This is a genomic window from [Empedobacter] haloabium, from assembly GCA_008011715.2.
Classification (GTDB): domain Bacteria; phylum Pseudomonadota; class Gammaproteobacteria; order Burkholderiales; family Burkholderiaceae_D; genus Rugamonas; species Rugamonas haloabia.
The window spans coordinates 3,733,105-3,757,042 of the sequence record CP136508.1 but is presented as its reverse complement, the minus strand read 5'-3'; the positions used below and the strand labels follow the sequence as shown (position 1 = coordinate 3,757,042).

General features: G+C 64.8%; 23 protein-coding genes. 7 read left to right on the top strand and 16 right to left on the bottom strand.

All coding sequences use genetic code 11. The annotated features are described in order from the left end of the window. The first annotated feature begins 6 nt into the window (after positions 1-6). Entirely contained in the window at positions 7-426 is a 420-nt protein-coding gene (locus E7V67_016345) for a DoxX family protein (protein ID WUR11282.1), read from the top strand. Between the two features lie 29 nt (positions 427-455). Here the strand turns inward: E7V67_016345 and E7V67_016340 are convergent, their stop codons facing one another. From E7V67_016340 to E7V67_016330, 3 genes are read right to left on the bottom strand one after another with little or no spacing between them, the layout of a single operon-like run. After that, positions 456-1,040: a chromate transporter gene (locus E7V67_016340; GenBank protein WUR11281.1), complete on the bottom strand. Its 585-nt coding sequence runs from the start codon at positions 1,038-1,040 to the stop codon at positions 456-458. Next, a complete protein-coding gene (locus E7V67_016335) occupies positions 1,037-1,639 on the bottom strand; it encodes a chromate transporter (GenBank protein ID WUR11280.1) in 603 nt (200 codons plus the stop codon). The genes E7V67_016340 and E7V67_016335 overlap by 4 nt, the downstream gene beginning before the upstream one ends. A 43-nt stretch (positions 1,640-1,682) precedes the next feature. Further along, positions 1,683-1,856 carry a hypothetical protein gene (locus tag E7V67_016330; GenBank protein ID WUR11279.1) on the bottom strand — a complete coding sequence of 58 codons (174 nt, stop codon included), beginning with the start codon at positions 1,854-1,856 and terminating at the stop codon, positions 1,683-1,685. Positions 1,857-2,066: 210 nt separating this feature from the next. Here E7V67_016330 and E7V67_016325 point away from each other — a divergent pair, with 210 nt between their 5' ends. Then, complete coding sequence (locus E7V67_016325; GenBank protein WUR11278.1) at positions 2,067-2,267, top strand: hypothetical protein; 201 nt, start codon at positions 2,067-2,069, stop codon at positions 2,265-2,267. A 331-nt stretch (positions 2,268-2,598) separates the two neighbouring features. Here the strand turns inward: E7V67_016325 and E7V67_016320 are convergent, their stop codons facing one another. The 4 genes from E7V67_016320 to E7V67_016305 form a co-directional block, all read right to left on the bottom strand. Beyond that, on the bottom strand, positions 2,599-3,324 hold the full coding sequence (locus E7V67_016320) for a hypothetical protein (protein ID WUR11277.1): 726 nt from the start codon (positions 3,322-3,324) through the stop codon (positions 2,599-2,601). Between the two features lie 503 nt (positions 3,325-3,827). Then, entirely contained in the window at positions 3,828-4,412 is a 585-nt protein-coding gene (locus E7V67_016315; GenBank protein ID WUR11276.1) for a hydrolase, read from the bottom strand. A 42-nt stretch (positions 4,413-4,454) separates the two neighbouring features. After that, positions 4,455-5,147 carry a YceI family protein gene (locus E7V67_016310; GenBank protein WUR11275.1) on the bottom strand — a complete coding sequence of 231 codons (693 nt, stop codon included), beginning with the start codon at positions 5,145-5,147 and terminating at the stop codon, positions 4,455-4,457. Positions 5,148-5,225: 78 nt separating this feature from the next. Continuing rightward, positions 5,226-7,292, bottom strand: coding sequence for a Cache 3/Cache 2 fusion domain-containing protein (locus tag E7V67_016305; protein ID WUR11274.1), 2,067 nt, complete (start codon positions 7,290-7,292; stop codon positions 5,226-5,228). A 447-nt stretch (positions 7,293-7,739) separates the two neighbouring features. Between E7V67_016305 and E7V67_016300 the strand changes: the two genes are divergently transcribed. After that, positions 7,740-8,450, top strand: coding sequence for a glutathione binding-like protein (locus tag E7V67_016300; GenBank protein ID WUR11273.1), 711 nt, complete (start codon positions 7,740-7,742; stop codon positions 8,448-8,450). 137 nt (positions 8,451-8,587) lie between these two features. Here E7V67_016300 and E7V67_016295 read toward each other — a convergent pair whose 3' ends face one another. From E7V67_016295 to E7V67_016280, 4 genes are all read right to left on the bottom strand, one after another. Further along, entirely contained in the window at positions 8,588-9,451 is an 864-nt protein-coding gene (locus E7V67_016295) for a CheR family methyltransferase (GenBank protein ID WUR11272.1), read from the bottom strand. 11 nt (positions 9,452-9,462) lie between these two features. Then, positions 9,463-14,358, bottom strand: a complete 4,896-nt coding sequence (locus E7V67_016290; protein WUR11271.1) for a response regulator — start codon at positions 14,356-14,358, stop codon at positions 9,463-9,465. A gap of 408 nt (positions 14,359-14,766) precedes the next feature. Beyond that, the gene (locus E7V67_016285) at positions 14,767-16,860 is read right to left on the bottom strand and encodes a prolyl oligopeptidase family serine peptidase (protein WUR11270.1); all 2,094 of its coding nucleotides are present in this window, start codon (positions 16,858-16,860) and stop codon (positions 14,767-14,769) included. A 57-nt stretch (positions 16,861-16,917) separates the two neighbouring features. Beyond that, positions 16,918-17,655, bottom strand: a complete 738-nt coding sequence (locus tag E7V67_016280; protein WUR11269.1) for a PEP-CTERM sorting domain-containing protein — start codon at positions 17,653-17,655, stop codon at positions 16,918-16,920. Between the two features lie 212 nt (positions 17,656-17,867). On the opposite strand from E7V67_016280, the gene xth reads away from it, so the two are divergent. Beyond that, entirely contained in the window at positions 17,868-18,803 is a 936-nt protein-coding gene (gene xth, locus E7V67_016275; GenBank protein WUR11268.1) for an exodeoxyribonuclease III, read from the top strand. A 19-nt stretch (positions 18,804-18,822) separates the two neighbouring features. Here xth and E7V67_016270 read toward each other — a convergent pair whose 3' ends face one another. Continuing rightward, positions 18,823-19,464, bottom strand: a complete 642-nt coding sequence (locus E7V67_016270; protein ID WUR11267.1) for a pyridoxamine 5'-phosphate oxidase family protein — start codon at positions 19,462-19,464, stop codon at positions 18,823-18,825. Between the two features lie 94 nt (positions 19,465-19,558). On the opposite strand from E7V67_016270, the gene E7V67_016265 reads away from it, so the two are divergent. The 3 genes from E7V67_016265 to E7V67_016255 all read left to right on the top strand — a co-directional run bounded on the left by E7V67_016265 (position 19,559) and on the right by E7V67_016255 (position 20,957). Beyond that, positions 19,559-20,368: an AraC family transcriptional regulator gene (locus E7V67_016265; GenBank protein ID WUR11266.1), complete on the top strand. Its 810-nt coding sequence runs from the start codon at positions 19,559-19,561 to the stop codon at positions 20,366-20,368. A 147-nt stretch (positions 20,369-20,515) separates the two neighbouring features. Then, positions 20,516-20,833, top strand: a complete 318-nt coding sequence (locus E7V67_016260; GenBank protein WUR11265.1) for a hypothetical protein — start codon at positions 20,516-20,518, stop codon at positions 20,831-20,833. 1 nt (position 20,834) lies between these two features. Beyond that, positions 20,835-20,957: a hypothetical protein gene (locus E7V67_016255; GenBank protein WUR11264.1), complete on the top strand. Its 123-nt coding sequence runs from the start codon at positions 20,835-20,837 to the stop codon at positions 20,955-20,957. A gap of 161 nt (positions 20,958-21,118) precedes the next feature. Here E7V67_016255 and E7V67_016250 read toward each other — a convergent pair whose 3' ends face one another. From E7V67_016250 to E7V67_016235, 4 genes are all read right to left on the bottom strand, one after another. After that, positions 21,119-21,418, bottom strand: coding sequence for a hypothetical protein (locus E7V67_016250; GenBank protein WUR11263.1), 300 nt, complete (start codon positions 21,416-21,418; stop codon positions 21,119-21,121). 42 nt (positions 21,419-21,460) lie between these two features. Then, entirely contained in the window at positions 21,461-21,634 is a 174-nt protein-coding gene (locus E7V67_016245; GenBank protein ID WUR11262.1) for a hypothetical protein, read from the bottom strand. A gap of 481 nt (positions 21,635-22,115) precedes the next feature. Continuing rightward, entirely contained in the window at positions 22,116-23,270 is a 1,155-nt protein-coding gene (locus tag E7V67_016240) for an alpha/beta hydrolase (protein ID WUR11261.1), read from the bottom strand. A gap of 236 nt (positions 23,271-23,506) precedes the next feature. Beyond that, entirely contained in the window at positions 23,507-23,899 is a 393-nt protein-coding gene (locus E7V67_016235; GenBank protein WUR11260.1) for a hypothetical protein, read from the bottom strand. Between the last annotated feature and the right edge of the window lie 39 nt (positions 23,900-23,938).

The following is a 23,938-nucleotide window of genomic DNA, read 5'->3' as shown; positions in this document are numbered from 1 at the left end:
GCGGCCATGCGTACCTCGAAATTGTTGAGTGCCACCGCCACGCCCGACCTGGGACTGCTGTATGCGCGCCTGACGGGCGCGGCCTTGCTGCTGGCCGTGCATGGACTGCCGAAGCTGCTGCACTGGCGCAGCGAGCTGGCCCATATCGACGATCCGCTGGGGCTGGGACCGGGTATCACGCTGACCTGCGCGCTGTTCGCCGAGATCGTCTGCCCGGTGCTGGTGGCCGTTGGCCTGTGCACCCGGCTGGCCAGCCTGCCGGTGCTGTTCCTGCTGGCGGTGTCGATGGTCCTCGTGCATCCGGACTGGAGCCTTGAGCAGGGCCAGTTCGGCTGGCTGCTGATCATCGTGTTCGGCACCATCGCGCTGGCGGGTCCGGGGCGGTTTTCGGTCGATGGCTGGTGGCGGCGGCGCGCGCCGCGCTGATGAGGCCCTGGTGGCAGGCACCGCCGGTCTTAAACCAGCCCGAAAGCGCCCGCGGCCGCCCCCGCAGCCAACAGCCACAGCAGGTGTATGCGGGTGCGCCACAAGACCAGCGCGGCCAGCGCGGAGACCAGGTACAGCGGCCATTCGGTGGCGCTGTCGCCGTTGGCGCCGGCCAGCACGATGCCCGTCGAGATCAGCATGCCGATGACCAGCGGAGCCATGCCCTGCTTGAACGCGCGCACGGCGCGCAGTTCGCGGTTGCGCTGGCCCCAGTCGTTCGCCAGCAGCATCAGCACGCTGCTGGGCAGCATGATGCCGATCATCGTCACCAGCACGCCCAGGGCTGCCGCCATGTGGCTGCCCGCGTTCAGGCCGACAGTCCAGCCCAGCAGCGCGACAAACAGGACGTTCGGGCCCGGCGCGGCCTGGGCGATCGCGATGGCATCGGCGAATTGCTGCTGTGTCATCCAGCCGTGTTGTTCGACCAGGTAGCGGTGCATTTCGCCCGTGGTGGAGATGGCGCCGCCCACCGACATCAGGGATAGGACGAGGTAGTGCGCGAACAGGTCGAGCCAGTCGTGCCACGTCAGCACGATGTGCGCGCCCGCGCTCATGGCTTGAGCTTCCTGTAGGTCAGCACGCAACCGGTGCCGCCCAGCACCAGCAGCACCGGCAACATCGGCAGGCGCAGCACGGCCAGGGCTGCGATAGCGAGCAGCGCCAGCGTGACGGTGACGCCCAGTGGCAGCGGATGGCGACGCAAGCTGGCCGCCAGCTTCACGCCGGTGGCGACGACCATGCCCGCCGTGACGGCAGCCATGCCGCGCAAGGCGCCGGCCACGCGGGGATCGCTGGCGAACAGGCCGTACACCGTGGCCAGCGCCAGCACGACGAGGGATGGGACCAGCAACATGCCGGCCAGGGCCGCCAGTGCGCCCGACAGGCCGAAGCAGCGGCTGCCGATGACGAGCGAGAGGTTGACGACGTTCGGCCCCGGCATCGTCTGCGCCACGGCCCACTCCTCGACGAATTCCTCCTGGGTCATCCAGCGCCGCCGTTCCACCATCTCGCGCTGCACGATGGGCAGCACGCCACCGAACCCTTGCAGGGCCAGCAGCGTGAAAGCGACAAACAGCTCGCTGCGCGAGCGGGGCCGGGCAGGGCTGGCGGAGGGAGGCAGGGCGGTAGCGGGGTGGGGAAGGTCGGGCGGCATGCTGCCATTATCCGCGCCCGGCCGCGCCCTGTCACGCCACGGCTCAGCCGCCGCCGATGCCTTCGGTAATCGTGCCGCTGCCGCCGCAGTTGGGGCAGGGCTTGCCGTCGGCCTGTTTGCCGCTGCCGGCACAGGCCGGGCAGATATCCTCACCGGTGCCGGGCGTGCCCGGGGGCGCTTCGTCACCAGGATTCAGGGGCGGGGTGGAACTGGTCATGGGGTCCTCCTGTCTGATTGGGTGAGCGCAGCTTAGCGCGAAGCCGGGTGCCGTACTGCGCGGCAGCTAACACAGGGCGTGGCGCCGGCCCAGCGCGGCGCCGATGGCAGCGACAGGTTGACTTTCGGGGTTCATGTCCAATACTCTTGTCAGGCCTCGGCGTATTGAGCCATCTCATACATTCTGCAATTTTTCGCGACAAGGACTGCCATGGAAGCGATCGATACGCGTACCGCGCACCTGCACGTGCGCAAGGACCGGCTGCACAGCGATATTGTCGACAAGGGCGTCCTGCTGCAAGGGCAGGTCGGCACGATGTGCGCACTGGAATATCTGAAGGGCCATGGCATCGGGATTGACGTGATCCAGCGCGTGCTGACGGGACCCGAGCGCCGTCGCAAGGTGTCGTAACGCGGCTGGTGTCAAGTGTGCGCGCGGCGGTTATGCACAAAAATTGTCAAGTCGAAAACGTGCCGGAATTTTTGCGCGAGATGCTGAATTGCTGCAGCTGAGGCTGTAAGTGCCTGATTTTATTGACGGCAGATTCTGCCTGTTGAACGGGCAGTTTAAGGAAAATGGCGTCGTTACGGGCGCTTTGCCTTGTCAAGAGGGCCTTATCAACAAAGTTATCCCCAGGTCGTGTGGATATTCCAAAAAACGCTTTACTATCCGTGACTTAGCTGCAAATGACGGGGTGGAACGCGGTCCCGGCGGGGAGCGCCGACGATGGTCCGGGCGCGGGTCAGCCAGGCGGCCGCGTCCCGCTGTCCTGGCCTTCGATGTGGCCCTCTGCCGTGAAACCGCCCGGCACCGTGCCGGGCTGCACCGTCAGCGCCACCTTGACCGGCGGCGTGCCGAGAGCGACAGTGCCGGCCCAGCTGGCGCCGCCGCGGAGTGCCTGCAGGGCGTCGCTGGCGGTCCGGTGCAATGCGGTCAGCTCCGCCTGGGCGGTTTCGACCCTGCGCTGCGCCTCGGACAGGCTGTGATAGCCCCGCAGCGAGGCAATCACCGTCGTGAACAGTTTGCGCGTGGTCAGGTCGGTCTTGCACCAGAAATCGTTGATGTCGTAGTCCAGGATGATGCCATGCTCCAGCGCCTGGCCCGGCTGGCCGGTGCGCAGCACGATGCGCACGAGGGCATTGTGCAGCTCGTCACGAATGCGGGTCGCCACGCGCAGGCCCGCGTCCGTCGTCTCCATGATCACGTCCAGCAGCACCAGCGCCACGTCTTCGTGCTGGCGCAACATCTGCAAGGCTTCGTGACCGCTGTAGGCATGCAGGAAGGACAGGCGCCGGCCCATGAAGACGGCATTGCTGAGCGAGAACTTGGTGACGACATGGACATCGACGTCGTCATCGACGATCAGCACTTTCCAGGGCGCGGGCGCGGCCACGGCTGCGTCGTCGGCCGCCGGCACCTCGTCTTCAATCATCCAGCCTTCGCTGGCATCGTTGGCTTGTGAGTCCATCGTTTTACTCGCGGCAAGAAACCCATGATCGTCCCCGCTATGACACTATTCCTCCTCGGCATTTTTGTCAAAGCATTCCCTTGCCACGTCCAGGTCGGCCGCGCCAACGAAAATATTTGCTGGCACAACGGTTCGCCGCGCTGGACATACCCGAGCCCATCCGTAAGTGCCTGATTTTACGCACCAAAAATTTTGCCTCCTGAACAGGCAATTTGTTGAAACCCGCACCAGTACTGCGTTTCCGGCCTGTCAAGCCCCGCTTTTCCACATCGTTATCCACAACGGGAGTGGATAAGTCCAAAAACGGCTTTGTAAACTGCCTGTTAGCAAGGTTTCCTCATCCAGCTGGACAGTCCAAAACGGCGCCCCGCCCTCCGCCAACGCGGCGTAGTGCGCTTGCCGGGATCCTGGCGTACCGATAATACAACGCACCGGGGCGTCTCGTTCGCGCCGATGCCGCCCCTGTCGCCCGGCGGCATGGCACAGGTGTCATCGCACGGGTGTCATGGCGCGGTTGCCAGGTGGCGCAATTGCTCGTAGCGCTCCAGGAACAGGGTGTAGGCCCGCTCCGGTCCGACCGGGACGATGCGCTCCGCATGCGGTGGCGGCAGGTGCCCCCATTCGATCCACGCCGGCGGCAGCAGGTCGCGCAGTTCTGTCGCCATGCCGACGAGGTCTGCGTGCTTGATCGCCGGATCGTCGTCGTCGAAGCCGAAGCGCCGCCGCAGCGCCTGCTTCACGGGCAGCAGGCGCTCCTTCACGTAGGCACGCCCCAGCATCACTTTCACGGGCGAAGGCCAGTCGCCCAGGAACTCCTCGCAGTCGTGCAGCAGCGCCGCGTACGCCAGCCGCTGCGGCACCAGCTTCGATACCATCACGCAATGCTCGGCCACCGAGTACCATGGCCGCGCCGCGCCGCCCCAGCGCGGCTGCGAGGCCAGGCACAGTGCGATATCCGTGATCGGCAGGCCCGTCGCGTCCGGCGCCAGCAGATCCAGCACGAACCCGGAAGGCAGCAGGATGGCCGTGCGGCCGTCAGGCTTGTCGTCAGGGCGGCCGCCGGGGCCATGAAGCGGATCGCATCGCATGATGAAACGATTATACGCCCAATACTGTATGGATGTACAGCCCTATCGGGCGCGCCGCGCGACGATGTCGAAACGCAGCGCCAGTTCGTCCTGTACGGCCAGCGCACCGCCCAGCACGGCAAACGGCACCAGCCCGAAGTCGGTCTGGCGCAAGCTCAGCGTGCCACTGGCATTCAGGCCGGCCGCGCTCTGATCCACCCGCACCGGCACGTCGTAGCGGCGCGTCACGCCATGCAGCGTGACGGCGGCGCTGACCGCCGCGGCGCCAGTGCGTTCGATGGCCACGGCGACCCAGGGATAACGTTCCGCGTCCAGCACCCGCGTCAGCATGTTGCGGCGGGTCCCCGCAATGGCATCGGCGGAAGGCTGCGTGTCGAGGCCGGCCTGGCTGCGCAAGGCGGATTCATCGACGGTGAGCTCGTCGAGCCGGAAGCGCAGCGTGGCGCGCCCCTGGACGGGATCGACGCTGCCGCCGACGGTGCGGGCCGCTACCACGTGATCGTGACCCAGCCGGGCCAGCGGGCCGCCGCGGCGCACGGTGATCGCGATCAGGGAGGCGGCGGGATCGATGGCCAGGGTGCCGCCGTGGTCGGGCAATACGGCCGTCGGCGCGGGCGCGGGCGGAGGCGCTGGCGTGGCAGGAATGGGGGAGGGCGCGCGACAGGCGGCCAGGACCAGAATGGCGGTGGCGGCGGCCAGCGCCGCGCGCTTGCGGTTGGAAAGGTGGATCGGCATGGCGCCAGTGTAGCGCAGCGCGCCGGCGGGGGCGGCTACGGCAGCCCGGCCATGCCGGGCCGCCGCGTCACACGGCCGTCATTTTGCCGTGAGAAGATGCGCCTGCTCTTTCAAATCTCTCCCGATTTGATATTTTCCGCCCGCATCCCCGATGCGGGTTTTTTTTGCCCGCACGTCGTCTTCCAGGCGGAACTGGCGCACCATCTGGGCCAGGCTGGCGGCTTCGTCCTGCATGGCGCTGGCCGCCGCGGCCGCTTCCTCGACCAGGGCCGCGTTCTGCTGCGTCACCTGGTCCATGTGCGTGATGGCCGTGTTGACCTGCTCGATGCCGGCCGTCTGCTCCTCGCTGGCGCTGCGGATCTCGGCCATGATGTCCGTGACGCGGCGCACGCTGTTGACGACTTCGGCCATCGTGGTGCCGGCCTGTTCGACCAGGCGGCTGCCGGCCTCGACCTGGCCGACCGAATTGCCGATCAGTTCCTTGATCTCGCGCGCGGCAGCGGCGCTGCGCTGCGCCAGCGTGCGCACCTCGCCCGCCACCACCGCGAAGCCGCGGCCCTGTTCGCCCGCGCGGGCCGCTTCCACGGCGGCGTTCAGCGCCAGGATATTGGTCTGGAAGGCGATGCCGTCGATGACGCCGATGATGTCGACGACCTTCTGCGACGACGCATTGATCGAGCCCATCGTCTCGACCACCTGGGCCACCACGGCGCCGCCGCGGGCCGCCACGTCGGACGCGCTCTGCGCCAGCTGGTTGGCCTGGCGCGCGTTGTCGGCGTTCTGGCGCACCGTGGCGGTCAGCTCCTCCATCGAACTGGCGGTCTGCTCCAGGTCACCGGCCTGCTGTTCGGTGCGCGCGCACAGGTCCTGGTTGCCGCTGGCGATCTCGCTGGAGGCGGAGGCGATGTGCTCGGCGCCCGTGCGCACCTTGCCGACCACGGCCGACAGGTGGTGGCTGATGCCGTTCATCGCCTGCGTCAGGCGGGCGATCTCATCCTGCCCGCGCACGTCCATGCGCACCGTCAGGTCGCCGGCGGCGATCTGGCTGGCGGCCTGCTCGACCTCGGCCAGCGGCCGCGTGATATAGCGGCGCACCGCCAGGTACAGCAGCACGGAGAACACCAGCAGGGCGGCAAAGCCCAGCAGCACATAGCGGTTGCGCAGCGCGGTGGCCTCGGCCGTGATTTCCTCCGTATAGGCGCCGCCTGCCAGCACCCAGTTCCAGTCCTTGAAGTAGCCGTACACGGCGATCTTCTCGCGCGGCACCGTTTCGTCCGGATTCGCCCAGGGGTAACGGATCACGCCTTCCTTCTTCTCGAGCATTTCGCGGATGAAGGCATTGCCGTTGGCATCCTTCGACTCCAGGATGCTGTCGCCCTCGCGTTTCGGGTGCACGATCAGCTTGCCCAGGTTGGCGCCCGGGGTCGCGTTGAGCACGTAGAAGTAGCCGGTCTTGCCGACCTTGATCGACTTGATGCGCTGCTTCAGCGTGGCGATCTCGTGCGACACGTCGACCCCCACGTACAGCACGCCGACCACCTTGCCGGCCGCGTCGCGCACCGGGTCGTAGCGGGTGATGAACTGCTTGCCGAACAGCGTCGCCAGGCCGGTATAGCTCTGGCCGGCGCGCAGCAGCGCGTAGCCGGGGTGGGCCCGATCGAGCGTGGTGCCGACGGCGCGGCTGCCATCCTCCTTCTTGACGGACGTCGACACGCGGATGAAGTCCTCGCCGGTGACGGCAAAGATCGTCGCGGTGGCGCGGCTCTGGTCGGTAAAGCGGTCGGGGATCGAGAAATCGTTGTTCAGCACGCGATCCCCATCCTTCAGGACAGGCGCCGGCTTGCCGCCGACTTCGACGGTGGTATCGCTATCAAGGCTGAACTTGTTCTCGAACTGGGCGGACAGGACCTTGGCAAAGCTGCTCGCCTCGCCGGTCACGGCCGTGTTGAACAGCTCCACCATGTTCTTCACGCCGTCGAGTTCTTGCCGCACGCTGTCGGTGGCGCGCTCTTCCAGCAGACGGCTGGTGCCGACGCTGATGACGACGATCAGGCACGTCAGGACCACGCTGATCAGGCCGAAAGTGAGCAGGGTGATACGGGTACCCACGCTCCAGGTGGAAGGATGGATTGATTGTTTGTTCATGATTATTCCTCGGTTGCGGAAGCGTCAAAACGTAATTGGCATCCGGGCGCGCCGCCGCATCCATTCTGCGTGCCGTCTGCTTGCGATATTGATGCCAGTCTTGAAACGTTTTCTTTCTTTCCTTAATGAAGTCCTAAGCCTCTCGAGAATGAAAACTGGCAAAGTGTAACCCGTACCGCGCAATAATTGTTGAGCGGCAGGTTGCCGGATTCCTCAAATCCGGCACGGTTTCATTGGCCGGTGCCGTCATTTTTCAGCGACGGTTCGGGCCGGCCCCTTGTGATATCCCCGCGCTCTCATGATAGAAAGCGTTTTGACCGGTCCCCTCCTCAGATTGCGGCCGGTCTTTTTTTTGCCCGGCGCTTTTTATTATCCTGTTGCATCGAAATGACACTTGCCCGTAAATGGCGTTATCATTTGTCGTTCGTATAATTCTTCGGAGTCAATATGATCGACTTATATACTGCCGCCACACCGAACGGGCACAAGATATCCATCGCATTGGAGGAACTCGAGCTGCAATACACCCTGCACGTGCTCGACCTGTCCGCCAATGAGCAGAAGGAACCGTGGTTCCTGAATTTCAATCCGAACGGCCGGATTCCGGCCATCGTCGATCGGGCCAACGACAACTTCGCCGTGTTCGAATCGGGCGCCATCCTGATCTACCTGGCCGAGAAAACGGGGCGCCTGCTGCCGGCCGATCCGGAAGGCCGCTCGCGCGTGCTGCAATGGCTGATGTTCCAGATGGGCGGCATCGGTCCGATGATGGGTCAGGCCAATGTGTTCTACCGCTATTTCCCGGAAAAGCTGCAGCCCGCGATCGACCGCTACCAGGGCGAGACGAAGCGCCTGTTCCGCGTGCTGGACGGTCAGCTGCGCGACAACGAATACCTGGCGGGCGAGTATTCGATCGCCGATATCGCCAACTGGGCCTGGGTGCGGACGCACAAATGGTCCGGTGTCGACGTCGACGATTTGCCGAACCTGCAGCGCTGGCTGAACACCATCGGCGACCGGCCCGCCGTGCAGCGCGGCATTACGCTGCCGCCGTCCGATGTGCTGGACCGGGCCAACAACGACGACGAGGCCGCCAGGTTCGCGCAAGCCGCACGCAACATGCTGGAAACCGGGCAATCGCGGCAGGGGAAAGGGTGAGATTGTAGCCGAGTTTCGGTTATGTGTATAGCTGAAAAGCAATAAATATTGCCCTTAGATACTGGTAGTGAAGGCGACAGGCCGCACCTGCGAGTCGGCAACCCGCGGATGAGGCCTGTCACCTGGGGCTCGGCGGCTCAGCCGACCCGTTTATACCAGGGCTCGCGCGCTACCGCCTGCTGGTAATGCCCGGCCAACCGCTCCTTGGCGTCCAGTTCGCGGTCGATGCCGAGCACGCCCAGCAGGGCCAGGCTGTCGTGGAACAGCTGCAGCACGCGGTGCCGCAGCAGCGGACCGAAATCGGGCAGCGCGCGGCGGCAGACGATCAGCTGGAATTCGTTGAACGACGCGTCCGTGACGAGGTTGTACTGGGCCCACGTGATGCGGCTCTTCAGCTGCGGCAGCGGTACCAGCGCGCCATTCTCCATGTGAAAATAGTCCGCCAGCTGGCCGCAGCCGCCGGCCTGCTCGTAACGGCGCTGGCACGCCGCCATCCGTTCCGGTGCGATCGACGCCGCCAGCGCTTCCTCCAGCAGGGCGTCGCTGGGCACCGTGGCATGGATCTCGGTGCGCCACAGCAGCTGCCGTTCGGCCAGCAGCACCGCGACCGTCCAGGCCTGTTCCGCGCCGGCGCAATCGGCCAGCCAGACTTTCGGCAGCGGCGCACCGGGCAGGCATTGTTCCGCCACCGCCAGCAGCTGCATCGCTTCCAGCGGGTCGTCGAACAGGCTGGCGGGCGGCACCGCCAGCGCGCGCAGCAGCGCGGCCGACGTTGCCGTGTCGTGCAACACCCGGTCCTGCAGCTGCGACAGCGTGCGCAGGCCACGCCGCTGCAGCAGCGCGAACAGCTTGCGCTTCAGCGTGGCCCGGTCGTGCGAGCGGAAATCGAAGCCGAAGCGCTGCACCAGCGCCTCCAGCAGCAGCTCCAGCTCCAGTTCCTCGACCTCCGGCGCGTAATCGGACCAGGACAGTTGCACGGCGCTCTCCACGGCGGCGCTCATCGCGGCACCGCTCAATGCAGCCAGACGCGCATCAGCGACAGCAGCTGAGCCACGTCCACCGGTTTGGTGATGTAGTCGGAGGCGCCCGCCGCGATGCACTTGTCGCGGTCGCCCTTCATCGCCTTCGCCGTCAGGGTGATGATCGGCAGCGAGCGGAACTTCGGAATGCGGCGGATCGCCCGCATCGTGTCGTAGCCGTCCATCTCCGGCATCATGATGTCCATCAGGACGATCTCGATGCTCGGATCGCGTTCCAGCACCTCGATGCCGTCGCGGCCGTTCTCGGCGAACGACACCTGCATCTGCTGGCGCTCCAGCAGCGAGGACAGCGCGAAGATGTTGCGCAGGTCGTCGTCGACGATCAGTACCTTGCGGCCGGCCAGGCCGGAATCGGCCGCGTGCACCTGTTCCAGCATGCGCCGCTGCGCTTCCGGCAGGTTGGCCTGGGAGCGGTGCAGGAACAGCGCGGTCTCGTCCAGCAGACGTTCCGGCGAGCGGGCGTCCTTGATGACGATGGTCTTGGCATAGCGCTTGAGCTTCGCCACTTCCTTCTTGTTCAGCTCTTTCGCCGTGTTGATCACGACAGGCAGGTCGCGCAGCTTGATGTCCTTGCCGATGATGTCGAGCAGCTCGAACCCCGAGATGTCGGGCAGCGTCAGGTCCAGCACCATGCAGTCGAAGTGGCTGGTGCGCAGCGCCGCCAGCGCTTCCTCGCCGGTGCCGACGGCGCGGATGTCGACGTCGGTCGCGCCGATCAGCGCCACGATGGCGTCGCGTTGGCTCGCCTCGTCGTCCACCACCAGCAGGCTGCGCTTGCCGCCCATCAGGAACTTCTGGATGCGCGTGAACTGCTCCTGCAGCGCTTCCTTGTCGACCGGCTTGGACATGAAGGAGATGGCGCCCGAGCGCAGCGCCCGTTCGCGCTCGCGCGAGGCCGACATCACGTGCACCGGGATGTGGCGCGTGCTGGGGTCGCGTTTCAGGCGGTCCAGCACCGTGAAGCCGTCGATGTCCGGCAGGTCCAGGTCCAACAGGATCGCCGACGGCAGGTAGTCGCGCGCCAGCGACAGCGCCGAGTCGCCCTGGTGGATCACGATGCCCTTGAAGTTCTTCTCGCGCGCGAAGTCGAGCACGATCTTGGCGAAGCGCTCGTCGTCCTCGATGATCAGCACCGACGGGTCGCCCGGCGCGGTCAGGCCGCGATCGTCGATCGTCGAGCTGTAGGTCTCGGGTTCGGCGTCCAGCTCCGAGGGCGGGCGCCGCTCGATGATCTCCACGTCCGTCACCGGCTGGCTGTACACCACCTTCGGCGGTTGCGGTGCCAGGCGCTGCGGGGCGGGGCGGGGCTGCTCGTAGTTGACGAAGCCGGCACGGTTATACGGCAGGAACAGCGTGAACGTGGAGCCGCTGCCGACCACCGACTCGACACGGATCTCGCCGCCCAGCAGGCGCGCCAGCTCGCGCGAAATCGACAGTCCCAGGCCCGTGCCGCCGTACTTGCGGGCGGTGGAGCCGTCGGCCTGCTGGAACGCCTCGAAGATCAGCTGCAGCTTGTCGGCCGCGATGCCGACGCCGGTGTCGCTGACGGAGAAGGCCAGCACCGCGTCGGCATTGGCCAGGTTCGGGTTGTCCGGGCTCCAGCCGCCGCCGACCACCCCGATCTCCAGCGAGACCTGGCCGTGCGACGTGAACTTGAACGCATTCGACAGCAGATTCTTCAGCACCTGCTGCAGGCGCGTGGTGTCCGTCATCAGCGAGGCCGGCAGGTTGTCCGCCAGCGACACGGTGAAGCCCAGGTGCTTGGCCTCGGCCATGTGGCGGAAGGTGCGGTCGACGTAGTTGCGCAGGTTGGCGAAGCGGTATTCCGACACGTCCAGCGTGACGGTACCGGACTCGATCTTCGACAGGTCCAGAATGTCGTTGATCAGCGTCAGCAGGTCGGAACCGGAGCCGTGGATGGTTTTCGCGAACTCGACCTGCTTGGCCGACAGGTTGCCTTCCGGGTTGTCGCCCAGCTGCTGCGCCAGGATCAGGAGGGAGTTCAGCGGGGTACGCAGCTCGTGCGACATATTGGCCAGGAACTCGGACTTGTATTTCGACGACAGCGCCAGCTGCGTGGCCTTTTCCTCCAGCGCCAGCTTGGCCTGCTCCACCTCGCGGTTCTTGCGTTCCACCTCGATGTTCTGCTCGGACAGCAGGCGCGCCTTCTCGGCCAGCTCCTGGTTGGTCTGCTGCAGTTCCTGCGCCAGCGACTGCGACTGCGTCAGCAGCGACTCGGTGCGGCTGTTCGCCTCGATCGTGTTCAGCACCACGCCGATCGATTCCATCAGCTGGTCCAGGAAGGACAGGTGGGTCTCGGTAAAGCGATCCAGCGAGGCGATCTCGATGACGGCCTTGACCTGCTGCTCGAACAGGATCGGCAGCACGACGATATTGGTCGGCGGCGCCGCGCCCAGGCCGGACGAGACGACGATGTAGTCGCGCGGCACGTCGGTCAGCCAGATGCGCACCTTCTCCAGCGCGCACTGGCCGACCAGGCCTTCGCCCGGCAGGAAGGAAGTCGGCAGCTTGCGGCTGGAGCGGTAGCCGTAGCTGGCGATCATGCGCAGGCGCGCGTCGTCCAGCTGCGAGTCCATCATGTAGAACACGCCGTGGTGCGCCGACACCAGCGGCGCCAGCTCGGACAGGATCAGCTTCGTCACCGCCTGCAGGTCGCGCTGGCCCTGCAGCAGGCGCGTGAAGCGCGCCAGGTTGGTCTTCAGCCAGTCCTGCTGCGCGTTCTTCTGCGTGGTTTCCTTCAGGTTGCGGATCATCTCGTTGATGTTGTCCTTCAGGTAGGACACCTCGCCGCGCGCCTCCACCTGGATCGAACGGGACAAGTCGCCGCGCGTCACCGCCGTCGCCACCTCGCCGATCGCGCGCATCTGGTTGGTCAGGTTGGCAGCCAGCTGGTTGACGTTTTCCGTCAAGTCCTTCCACGTGCCTGCCACCCCTGGCACGTTGGCCTGGCCGCCCAGCTTGCCTTCGGTACCGACCTCGCGCGCCACCCGCGTCACTTCCGATGCGAACGAGGAGAGTTGGTCCACCATCACGTTGATGGTGTCCTTCAGCTCGAGGATCTCGCCCTTCACGTCCACCGTGATCTTCTTCGACAGGTCGCCGCGCGCCACGGCGGTGGTCACCGCCGCGATGTTGCGCACCTGGCCCGTCAGGTTCGACGCCATGAAGTTGACGTTGTCGGTCAAGTCCTTCCAGGTGCCGCCCACGCCTGGCACGTAGGCCTGGCCGCCCAGCTTGCCTTCGGTACCCACTTCACGGGCCACCCGCGTCACCTCGGACGCGAACGAGGACAGCTGGTCGACCATCACGTTGATGGTGTTCTTCAGTTCCAGGATCTCGCCCTTCACGTCCACCGTGATCTTCTTCGACAGGTCGCCGTTCGCCACGGCGGTCGTCACTTCCGCGATGTTGCGCACCTGGCCCGTCAGGTTGCCGGCCAGCTGGTTGACGTTTTCCGTCAAGTCCTTCCACGTGCCCGCGACACCCGGCACGTTGGCCTGGCCACCCAGCTTGCCTTCGGTACCCACCTCGCGCGCCACCCGGGTCACCTCGGAAGCGAAGGAGTTCAGCTGGTCGACCATGACGTTGATGGTGTTCTTCAGTTCGAGAATCTCGCCTTTCACGTCCACCGTGATCTTCTTCGAGAGGTCGCCGTTCGCCACGGCGGTCGTCACGTCCGCGATGTTCCTCACCTGGCCCGTCAGGTTACCCGCCATCGAGTTGACCGAGTCGGTCAAGTCCTTCCAGGTACCGGCCACGCCCTTCACCTGCGCCTGGCCGCCCAGCTTGCCCTCGGTACCGACCTCGCGCGCCACCCGCGTCACTTCGGAGGCGAACGAGGACAGCTGGTCCACCATCACGTTGATGGTGTTCTTCAGCTCGAGGATTTCGCCCTTCACGTCCACCGTGATCTTCTTCGACAGGTCGCCGTTCGCCACGGCGGTCGTCACCGCGGCGATGTTGCGCACCTGGCCGGTCAGGTTCGATGCCATGAAGTTGACGTTGTCGGTCAAGTCCTTCCAGGTGCCGCCGACGCCCGGCACGTAGGCCTGGCCGCCCAGCTTGCCCTCGGTACCCACCTCGCGCGCCACGCGCGTCACCTCGGAAGCGAAGGAGCGCAGCTGGTCCACCATGACGTTGATGGTGTCCTTCAGCTGCAGGATCTCGCCGCGCACGTCCACCGTGATCTTCTTCGACAGGTCGCCGTTGGCCACGGCCGTCGTCACTTCGGCGATGTTACGCACCTGCGAGGTCAGGTTGCCCGCCATGGAGTTGACCGAGTCGGTCAAGTCCTTCCAGGTACCGGCCACGCCCTTCACCTGCGCCTGGCCGCCCAGCTTGCCCTCGGTACCGACCTCGCGCGCCACCCGCGTCACTTCGGAGGAGAACGACAGCAGCTGTTCCACCATCGTGTTCGCGGTGGTGGCGGCGCGCAGGTACTGGCCCTTCAGCGGATGACCGTCCACTTCCAGCGCCATCGTCTGCGACAGGTCGCCTTTCGCCACCGCGCCGATGACCCGTGCCATCTCGGTGGTGGGGCGCACCAGGTCGTCGATCAGCGTGTTGACGGCGCTGATGATGGTGGCCCAGCCGCCCGACACGTTGGTGACGGGCGCACGCTGCGTCAGGCGGCCCTCGCGGCCCACGACACGGCTGACCTCCGTGACGTTGCGCACGATGCGCTCGTTGGTCTCGATGATGTCGTTCAGCGTGTCGGCGATCTTGCCGGACACGCCCGTCCAGTCGGACGGCATGCGCGCGGAGAAATCGCCCTTTTTCAATGCCATCAAGGTGGACAGGATCAGCTTCAGGTCCAGTTCCTCGGGCAGTTCGGTCATGTCGTTCATTGACGCTTCCCTCTATTTATACAGATGTGGTGATGGCCGGCGCGCGCGGCCGGCGGTAGTGACGGTGTTGGGTGATGAATGGGTAGGACGGACGTGCGCAGGCCGGCGGGCAGCGCCAGCCAGCCTGTGCCGAGGCGCCGGCACGGGTGCCGGATGGCCGTTCAGGACAAGAACGTTAGGAGTATGCACGACACACCGCTTTATTGCGCCAGATCGCTCCGCTTGCTGTCCGACAGACAATACGCCTGTGCGGGCACCAGTCAAGCGAAACGCCGTCAGGCAAGCACCCAGTTTAGCAACAATGCCATAAAAATAGGAAACAATTTCCTAGCATACGGCAGAGTGGAATTTCCTGTGCGCACGATTGGGTGCGCTGTGGTGAGACCCCTGGTGACTGTCACCGTTGGGTTAAGCCAGCTGCCGACGCAAGAACGTGTATGTCAACGCCCACATGCGCGCCTGCTGGTCGTTGTTGGCCGCACCGGCATGGCCGCCCTCCGTGTTTTCCCAGTACAGCACGTCATGCCCCTGTTCCTGCATGCGCGCCACCATCTTGCGGGCATGGCCGGGGTGGACGCGGTCGTCCCGCGTCGACGTGGTGAACAATACGCGCGGGTAGCGCCGGCCGGCCTGCACGTTGTGGTAGGGCGAGTAGCGGCGGAGGAAGTCCCATTGGGCCGGATCGTCCGGATCGCCGTACTCGCCCATCCACGAGGCGCCCGCCAGCAACTTGCTGTAGCGGCGCATGTCCAGCAGCGGCACCTGGCAGACGACGGCACCGAACAGCTCGGGCCGCTGTGTCATGGCCGCGCCGACCAGCAGGCCGCCGTTGCTGCCGCCCATGATGCCCAGGTGGGGCGGGCTGGTCAGCTTGCGCGCGATGACGTCCTCGGCCACGGCGATAAAGTCGTCAAAGGCGCGCTGGCGTTGCTCCTTCAGCGCGGCCTGGTGCCAGCGCGGCCCGAACTCGCCGCCGCCGCGGATATTGGCCAGCACGTAGATGCCGCCCTGGCTCAGCCAGGCCGCGCCCGTGACGCCGCTGTAGAAGGGCTTCAGCGCCACCTCGAAGCCGCCGTAGCCGTACAGCACCGTCGGATTGCGGCCGTCCAGCCGGGTGGCGCGGTCGCGCACGACAAAGTAGGGCACGGCGGTGCCATCCGCCGAGGTCGCGTGGTGCTGCTCGACCACCAGGCTGGCGGCGTCGAAGAAGCCCGGCAGGGAACGCAGGGCGACGCGCTCGTCACTGCCGGCTTCGGCCAGGTAGAGAGTGGTCGGATGGAGGAAGTCGTTGACGGTCAGGAAGTACTGGTCGGAATCGATATCGTCCAGCGGGGCGACTTCCAGGGTGCCGAAGGCCGGCGTGTCCACCACGCGGCGCTGCCAGGCACCGTCCACGTGGCGCAGTTCGACCAGCCGGTTGCGCACATTGTCCAGCTCGTTCAGCAGCAGGGTGGAGCGGGTTGCCGCGACACCGTCCAGCGAGGACGTGGCGGTGGGCTGGAACAGCACCTCGAAGCGGCGTCCGCCAGCGAGGAAATCGGACAGTGCGGCGGCCAACAGCGCGCCCTGTGGGTAGGTCGTGCCGGCCACGGTCCAGGCCGAGCGCAGCTCGACGATCAGCTGGTCGCGCACCGTGTAGGCGTTGGCGTCGGCCGGCTTGTCGATCCTGGTCAGCGCGGCGCCGTCGCGCAGGAACAGCTCGCTGCTGTAGAAGTCGATCTGGCGCGAGATGAACTGGTGGCTGTGGCCGGGCGTGAAGTCCTTGTAGGCGCCCACGCCGAGGTCGTCCGGGCCGGCCTCGAACAGGGTGCGCGCGGCCGCCAGCGGCGTGCCGCGGCGCCATTCCTTGACGATGCGGGGATAGCCGGAGGACGTCATCGAACCGGGGCCGAAATCGGTCGAGACGAAGACGGTGTCGGCATCGATCCACGCCACCGCACTTTTCGCTTCCGGCAGGTGGAAGCCGTCCGTGACGAAAGCGCGCGCGGCAACGTCGAACTCGCGCACGACCGCTGCGTCGCCGCCTCCGCGCGACAGCGAAATCAGGCACTTGTTGCCGTCGGGGTAAAGCGAAGAGACGCCTTGCCAGACCCAGTTCTCGTTTTCCTGTTGCGCCAGCGTATCCAGGTCGAGCACCGTTTCCCATTGCGGCGTGCCGGTCCGGTACTGCTCCAAGGTGGTACGCCGCCACAGGCCGCGCACGTGCTCGGCGTCGCGCCAGAAGTTGTAGAAGAACTGGCCGTGCTTGCGCACGTACGGGATGCGTTCCTTGCTGTCCAGGATGGTCTGCAGGCGCTCGCGCAGGGCCGGGTAGCCCGGATCGGCCTGCAGCTCGTCGAGTGCCGCCGTGTTGCGTTCGCCAACCCAGGCCAGCTGGGCGGCGCCGTCGACGTCCTCCAGCCACAAATAAGGATCGGTGTCGTGGGCGGCAGCGCCCCCGGCGGAGGCGGTCGAATCGAGGGCGGCGGCAAGCCGGTGCCGCGGGGACGTGGTGGAACGCATCGGAACTCCTGTCTGGACGATGGCGTACTCTACACCAGCGCCGCCCGCCTTGCCGCTTCAGGCGCGGCGCCGCCGCACGACAGCGAACGCACCCAGGCCCAGGCCCACCAGCAGCAGGGAGCCCGGCTCTGGCACCGGATTGCCGACGGAAATGTCCAGGATCAGCCGCGGCGCGGCACCGGTGGTACCGCTCGGGGTATCGCCGGCGCCGAAGAACAGTTCGTTGAACGCCGGGCCGAGGTTCTCGTCGGCAAACAACAGCAGGGACAGCAGCTCGTCGTTGCCGAAGTCGTCGATGGACAGGCCGGGCAGCTCGATGTCCACCAGCCCCTCCGGCGTGCCCGCCACGAACAACGTATTGCCCAGCACCTGGGTATAGTTGTTCCACAGCTCGGTGGACGAGCTGGCCTGCGTCCAGCTGTCCGTGCCGCCCAGCCCGGCATTGAGCCGCGTGGTCGTCGGCTCGCCGCCCTGGCCGAGGAAATCGAGCTGCAGGCGGGCCGAATTGACGACCAGCGGTTGGCCCGACGTCAGCAACGGCGTCAGCGCGCTGGTGTCGAAGCGGATGATGGACTGGATGTCGGCCGCCGGGTCGTCCAGCTGGGGATTGCGCACCGACAGGAAATTGCTGACGTTGAGCGGACCGGGCAGCGGCGTCGCATCGTTGCCGAACATATAGCCGAAGCCGGTGGTCTGCATCGTCAGACTGAACGGAATGGCGTGGGCCAGGGGTGTCGTCAGCAACGTTGCCGCGAGCGTCGCCAAGCCCAGCATGTTTGCGATGTTTGTTTTCATTGCGCCTTCCCCCAGAGAAATGTACTTGAGAAAAAGCAAAGTACGTGCCTGCTCCGGCAAGCCATTGCAAATCAATAGCTTGCAGGTTGAGCTGGATCGATGTGTAAAGAATTTCGACATCGCGCGGCACCCCTACATCATTCGTGCGGCAGTGCCAGTGCTGCCGAGGTGACAATAGCGGTCGGCACAGCCTGCCACATCATGGAGAACACATGCGCATCGCTACATTCAACGTCAACGGCATCGGCAGCCGCCTGCCGGCCCTGTTGCAGTGGCTGGAAGAGAAACAGCCGGACGTCGCCTGCCTGCAGGAGCTGAAGGCGCCGCAGGAAAAGTTCCCGCTGGAAGCCATCCGCGCGGCCGGTTACGAGGCGATCTGGCACGGCCAGAAAAGCTGGAACGGTGTCGCCATCCTGGCCAAGGGCACCATGCCGCAGGAGATCGGCCGTGGCCTGCCGGGCGACCCGGAGGACGAGCAGAGCCGCTACATCGAGGCGGTCGTGCACGACGTCGTGATCGCCTGCCTGTATCTGCCGAACGGTAACCCGGCGCCGGGACCGAAGTTCGACTACAAGCTGAAATGGTTCGAGCGCCTGATCCGGCGTGGCGAGCAACTGCTGGCCACGGGCGCGAAGGTGGTGATGGCGGGCGACTTCAACGTGATGCCGACCGAGCTCGACGTCTACAAGCCGGAGCGCTGGGTGGACGATGCGCTGTTCCGTCCGGAAACGCGGGAGGCTTTTCACCGCCTGGTCGCGCAGGGCTGGACCGACGCGCTGCGGACCCTGCATCCGGGCGAAAAGATCTACACCTTCTGGGATTACTTCCGCAATGCCTATGGCCGCGATGCCGGCCTGCGCATCGACCATTTGCTGCTCAGTCCTGCCCTGGCACCGGCGCTGCAGGCGGCCGGCGTGGACCGCGACGTGCGCGGGCGCGAAAAGCCCAGCGACCATGCGCCGACCTGGATCGAACTCGATCTGGCGGCGGCAGGGCAGGGCAAGGCGGCAGCCGCCCCGGACGCAGTGCCCGTCAAGGCAACGGCTGCGCGCAAGACGGCTGCGCGCAAGACGGCGGCAAAGCCGGCCGTGGACTCTCCAACCGCCGCGCCGGCCAGGCGCAAGACGAAAAGCGAGCCGGCCGCCTAGTTTTCGGGGCAGGTCCGGGTCAGCCGTACAGGTCGTGGCGCACCGCGTGGCTGTAGTGCGAGTCGAGCTGGGCGGCGGCCGTGGCATCGGCGGCACGGCCCTGCGCGGCCGCGTTGAGCGCTTCGACCATGCGGCCCGGGGTCGGCAACGCCTCCCGGTCGAGGTGGCGCTCGGGGCGCCATAGCCCGGCACGGTTGATCGCCTTGCCGCAATGAAATAGCACCTCATCGATGGCGACGACGATGGCCGTCTTCGGCCGTTTGCCGCCTTCGGCCAGCCGCGCCAACAGGGCCTCGTCCGTCGTCGCGCGGGCGCGGCCGTTGATGCGCATGAAAATTTCCAGGCCAGGGAACAGGAACAGCATGCCGACCCGGTCGTCGTGCTCCAGGTTGCGCAGCGATTCGATACGGTTGTTGCCGGGCCAGTCGGCAAAGGCCACGTGGTGGTCGTCCAGTGCGTGGACGAAGCCCGGCGGGCCGCCGCGCGGCGACGCATCCAGGCCTCGTGCGCTGCCGGTGGCCAGGCAGAAGAACGTCGCCACGCGCAGATAGTCGCGGTGAAAGTCGATCAGCCGGTCCAGCACGGCTTTCTGGATGCGCTCGGCGGGCGGGTCGTACAGTGCGTCGAGATCGGGGCGGGCAAGGGTGGCGAGGTCGTTCATGGAAGGCTCCAGCGATGTCGGGAAGCCCGAGTGTAGAGTCATCGATATTGGCGGCTGTACAATTGCGGAGCCAACCTATATCGATTTGACGCCAATGGCCCACGAAACCCTCGACCCCGCCCTGATCAATACCTCCGACGGCCCGGTGCTCATCGTGGCGGCGGCGAAACAGGAGACGGAGCGCAGCAGCGGCCGGCACCAGCACTGCCGCGGCCAGCTGTTCGGCTCGATGCGCGGCCTGCTGACGATCGGCGTGGACGAGGGGGTGTGGGTGGTACCGACGACGCACGCCATCTGGGTGCCGCCGCACCGCGTGCACTGGGCCCGCTCGCACGGGCCGTTCCATGGCTTTGCCGTCTACGTGGCTGAACCCGCTTGCGCGGCGTTGCCGGCGGCGCCGTGCGCCATTCGCATGTCCGGCCTGCTGCGCGAGGCAACCTTGCGCGCGGCTGGCTGGCCGCTGGGTCCGCTCGATGCGCCCGCCGAGCGGTTGGCCGGCGTTATCCTGGACGAGATCGGTACCCTGCCGACCGATCCGCTGGGCCTGCCGCTGCCGCGCGACATCCGGTTGTTGCGCATCGCGCAGGCCTTGCTGGCGGATCCGGCCGACGATCGGAGCCTTGAACAATGGGCGAAGTGGGCGGCCATCAGCGACCGGTCGCTGAGCCGCCGCTTCGTCAGCGAGACGGGTTTTACGTTCACCGTGTGGCGCCAGCGCGCACGGCTGATGCGGGCGCTGGAAATGCTGGCCGAGGAGGTGCCGGTCACCGGTATCGCGCTGGCGCTGGGTTATTCGACCCCCAGCACATTCATCGGCTTGTTCCGCCGCACCTTTGGCGTGACGCCGGCGCTGTATCGGGAGCGCTTCCAGGGCCAACCCGGCCCGGAAGTGTCCATCCGCTGATCGAGGCGATGGTACGCCAGGCGCACTTGCTGGCACCCCTACTTTCTTCTCGTTGATCTGCTTGCCAAGAGCGAACGTTGCGCCGCTGATGGTCAGGAAAATCAGCCAGGTAGGGTCGAAGGTGGGATAGGAGATACTGCGCACGACGTGAACGGCGCCGATCGCCAGCAGCAGGATGTTGACCACGATCGCCTGGAAGCGATGGATTTCCTCCTTGTCATCGGCGCTGCGGGTCATGTCCGACAACAAGCCCTTCGACAAGCCGGCGTTGGGCTGCTTCGCTGCGTTCTTGTCGCTGGCATCGACAGCCCACGAGACGCCGGCGACGCCCGCACTGATGCCCAGCAGCCCGAGTATGGAATTGTCGATGGCGGGCAGTTCGCCCAGCAGGAACCAGAAATAGATGCCGGCGGAGACAGCGAACAGGAACCACGCGAACAACTGGATGCGCGTCAGGCTGAATGAAATGTCCGACTCGGCCAAGCCGATCGTCAGTTCCGGCGTCATCCTGGCGCTGGCCGGATCGCGCAGCGCGGTATCGGCCGCGCTGCCGCACGCGTCATCGACGCCATCCGGGCCACGCGCATAGGCGGGATATGCCGCGCTGAGCAACTTGTGCTTGCCGTCGAGCGACAAGCGACCCAGCTGCTGGCGCAGCAAGCGGGCCTTGGCGACGACCGTTTGCAGCTTCCGGATAGCGATCGCGCAGGATGTCGGTATGCACGCCGACCGCCAGGGCGAACGCGACGATCAGCGCCACCGCACCGATTGCGCCGAGCAGGTGCGGGGTGTTGTTGACCGCGATTTGCGGGCTGTGGCCGTCGGCATAATTCGTCGTGCTGGTGACGCCACTGCCTTGCCAGCCCAACCGACACGCAGCGGCGCGGCTTGCGTGATCGCCGCTTCGCGGATGATCGCGCTCCACGGCACCTTGGCCTTCTCCTTCGGCTTCAGGTGCGCGGCAATGGCGACCTTGTCGAACAGGTAGCGGGTCTCGAACGAAACGACGTTACTCTTCGAGAAAGTAGGCGGCGCGAACGATCCGGTCACGCAGACGACGGTGGGACCGGTGCCGCCAACCGGGCAGCGCGTCTATTCCTCCGCGTCCTCGTAGCTGCGCTTGTGCTCGGCGCGCAGCAGCAGGAACAGTTTTTCGGCGCGTTGCGGATTCCAGCCGGCGGTCAGCCCTACCGACCAGGGCCGGTGATCTTCCTCCTGTTTCGCCAGCGTGTCGGGTGTATAGTATTTGGCGTTCTGGAATTCCATTGCCCCCTAAACTCCCGATAGGAAGCCGCCAGCCTGGGGGTAGCCATTTGCCGCGCGAACGGCCTCGAGTAAATGTGGAGCATATTTTCGGATGTTATCGACAAGGCAGCCTTCCGCCTCGATTGTCTTCCTCAATTCCGCTTCGCTGGCCCCTGCCGGCAGTCGGGCTTTTTCCGTTTCGAATCGGGCCGCTTGACCCATTGCGCAGTATTTCTCCGACGCCGATCGATGCCTGGCCGACTGCGCTGTGAAAAAGCCGACGGTATTGAGGCCGACCGAGGTGGCGTTTCCCCAGCCATCCTGGTGCTGTGCACTAACAATAAAGTGTGACACAACCCCACCTATAGGGCTTGCCAGTCTCGACACGCTGCGGTTGCGAACAAAATTTGACAGAAAAGCCATTCGAAGTCACGCAAGTCCTCGATTCGCGGCAACAAAGTTTGACAGAATCTGCCAGTTCTCCGAAACAACCAGGCTTCGTCTACTCAGTGGTAGCCGTGATCTCATCGTTCTTATCGCAGGGTGCTGGCTCACCGATTCCCATTAGCGAATACATGCATCGGATGACAGGAACATTGACGCCGCCTGCATAACTGGGGAAGTCATGTCGTCCGCCGTGGCGAAATTGAAACGCGCGCACTTTCAAATTGTCCCGAGGAGTGGCGATCACTCGCTTCACATAGGGTAGGTCGCTTCCCAGCGTTGTGGTGCCCCAAAAACTTGCTGGCACTAGAAAAAGTTTTCCGGTAATAATATCGCCGCGATTGAATCCCAGAAACAAATCAACTGGGTGATGGATTAGTTGTTCATTAATGTCCCTTACTAGGTGGCCGGGGCCAATTGCAGGTGCGAACGATGCGATCTTCATCGATTTGATATGCGGATTCTTGAGCGGCGGGTCATCCCCACCAACGATTCTTTCCCCAAACACGGGCTGTGCCAACGCAGCCATGATGACTGCTACCCCGCGCGAATGAGTTACGACACGAACATCGACGTTTTTCTTCACGCGTCGTAGCAACTCTCTTAATCCGTGCGTGCCGGCCAAATTAGAATAGGTAAGAGCATCGGGCCAGAAATTAAAAGGAGATGCGATGTAGAAATCGCGACGTTCCTCCAATCCGTCCCAGAATACTTCTAGAACTGCGGATCGTTGGCGAACCGATGGTGCCAGGAAGCTCTTCATCAGCGAGAAATTCGCATTCGCTTCCTCATTATCGTTGTTAAAACCGTGAATCAGAATGATTAATGTTCCATCGTCTTTTAGGGACGTGTTGAGCATTCGTTCCAATTTCTCATATGTCGCCGCACGTAGACCGCGCTCAACGTATTTTCCCTCGGCCGGAACGTACGGCTTAGCAAGCTGAAACGCGCTGCCAAAAACCGGTTCATAAAAAGGGTGAGTGCGTGCAGTCCAATCTTCAACATCGATTGTTCTTGGGTAGATATTTCCGTCCTGGTCGAACGCCACCTTAATGGCACCGTCACTGCTCGTTACATAGTTCTTGTCGGGGATGACATGCTTGCCCGCGCATCCTGACAAAGCCGACAGTGCTCCTGCCAACGCCATCGCAGCTGTCAATTTGCAGCCCCCGGAAATTTCGATACCAAACTCCGTCATATTTTTGATTTTCATCTTTGGCCCTCGATTTATAGTGCGACTGATCAAAAACGGCTCACCGCGCCGATAGCGATAACTGAGTGCTTATATTTGATGCGCCATTTATGAATCGAAACATCCTTTTTTTGCTATGCAAGTGAGCGGAATGCAGCTTACATGCGACTGTCGAAACGCGGCCTCTCCCGAAAGCGAAAGTCTACAAGCATGTTCACCTTGGCCTTTTGTGTCAAAATTTATTGTTGAGTGTCGAACTATATTATTTTGTCTCCGACTTTATTGTTTGTCCACAGGTGCAGCAGGTCGTGCCGCTCCTCGGTTTTTTTCAGCGGCGCGTCGGCGGTCAGGCTCCAGGTCAACCAGCTGGCGTATCCCGGCTGGTCGATCCTGGGCGCAACACTTGTATAGGGCTTACTGGAGAGCTTGAGCGACACACTCGAGCTTTCCTCGGCCGCCGAAAGCTGGGCGCCAGGTGCCGAAACGGCGGACCTGACCTCCGCCTTGTAACCGACCGCTGGGAGATCGACGTCCTTGGCATTGGATTGCTGGCCAAAGCAGGCGGGCGAAAGCAATACCGCGCCTGCCAGGATGCCAGTGGGTGGCCGGGGCGCGCCGCCACGATCAGGCCCGCAGCGTGGATAAATCATTGCCCCAGCCGCTCGTCTTGCCCGGCTGTACCGTTCGCC

Excerpts from the sequence above, each read along its gene's own strand:
- E7V67_016345 (WUR11282.1), top strand. The coding sequence starts at position 7 with ATGCGTACCTCGAAATTGTTGAGTGCCACCGCCACGCCCGACCTGGGA.
- E7V67_016340 (WUR11281.1), bottom strand. The coding sequence starts at position 1,040 with ATGAGCGCGGGCGCGCACATCGTGCTGACGTGGCACGACTGGCTCGAC.
- E7V67_016335 (WUR11280.1), bottom strand. The coding sequence starts at position 1,639 with ATGCCGCCCGACCTTCCCCACCCCGCTACCGCCCTGCCTCCCTCCGCC.
- E7V67_016330 (WUR11279.1), bottom strand. The coding sequence starts at position 1,856 with ATGACCAGTTCCACCCCGCCCCTGAATCCTGGTGACGAAGCGCCCCCG.
- E7V67_016325 (WUR11278.1), top strand. The coding sequence starts at position 2,067 with ATGGAAGCGATCGATACGCGTACCGCGCACCTGCACGTGCGCAAGGAC.
- E7V67_016320 (WUR11277.1), bottom strand. The coding sequence starts at position 3,324 with ATGGACTCACAAGCCAACGATGCCAGCGAAGGCTGGATGATTGAAGAC.
- E7V67_016315 (WUR11276.1), bottom strand. The coding sequence starts at position 4,412 with ATGCGATGCGATCCGCTTCATGGCCCCGGCGGCCGCCCTGACGACAAG.
- E7V67_016310 (WUR11275.1), bottom strand. The coding sequence starts at position 5,147 with ATGCCGATCCACCTTTCCAACCGCAAGCGCGCGGCGCTGGCCGCCGCC.
- E7V67_016305 (WUR11274.1), bottom strand. The coding sequence starts at position 7,292 with ATGAACAAACAATCAATCCATCCTTCCACCTGGAGCGTGGGTACCCGT.
- E7V67_016300 (WUR11273.1), top strand. The coding sequence starts at position 7,740 with ATGATCGACTTATATACTGCCGCCACACCGAACGGGCACAAGATATCC.
- E7V67_016295 (WUR11272.1), bottom strand. The coding sequence starts at position 9,451 with ATGAGCGCCGCCGTGGAGAGCGCCGTGCAACTGTCCTGGTCCGATTAC.
- E7V67_016290 (WUR11271.1), bottom strand. The coding sequence starts at position 14,358 with ATGAACGACATGACCGAACTGCCCGAGGAACTGGACCTGAAGCTGATC.
- E7V67_016285 (WUR11270.1), bottom strand. The coding sequence starts at position 16,860 with ATGCGTTCCACCACGTCCCCGCGGCACCGGCTTGCCGCCGCCCTCGAT.
- E7V67_016280 (WUR11269.1), bottom strand. The coding sequence starts at position 17,655 with ATGAAAACAAACATCGCAAACATGCTGGGCTTGGCGACGCTCGCGGCA.
- xth (WUR11268.1), top strand. The coding sequence starts at position 17,868 with ATGCGCATCGCTACATTCAACGTCAACGGCATCGGCAGCCGCCTGCCG.
- E7V67_016270 (WUR11267.1), bottom strand. The coding sequence starts at position 19,464 with ATGAACGACCTCGCCACCCTTGCCCGCCCCGATCTCGACGCACTGTAC.
- E7V67_016265 (WUR11266.1), top strand. The coding sequence starts at position 19,559 with ATGGCCCACGAAACCCTCGACCCCGCCCTGATCAATACCTCCGACGGC.
- E7V67_016255 (WUR11264.1), top strand. The coding sequence starts at position 20,835 with ATGTCCGACTCGGCCAAGCCGATCGTCAGTTCCGGCGTCATCCTGGCG.
- E7V67_016245 (WUR11262.1), bottom strand. The coding sequence starts at position 21,634 with ATGGAATTCCAGAACGCCAAATACTATACACCCGACACGCTGGCGAAA.
- E7V67_016240 (WUR11261.1), bottom strand. The coding sequence starts at position 23,270 with ATGAAAATCAAAAATATGACGGAGTTTGGTATCGAAATTTCCGGGGGC.
- E7V67_016235 (WUR11260.1), bottom strand. The coding sequence starts at position 23,899 with ATGATTTATCCACGCTGCGGGCCTGATCGTGGCGGCGCGCCCCGGCCA.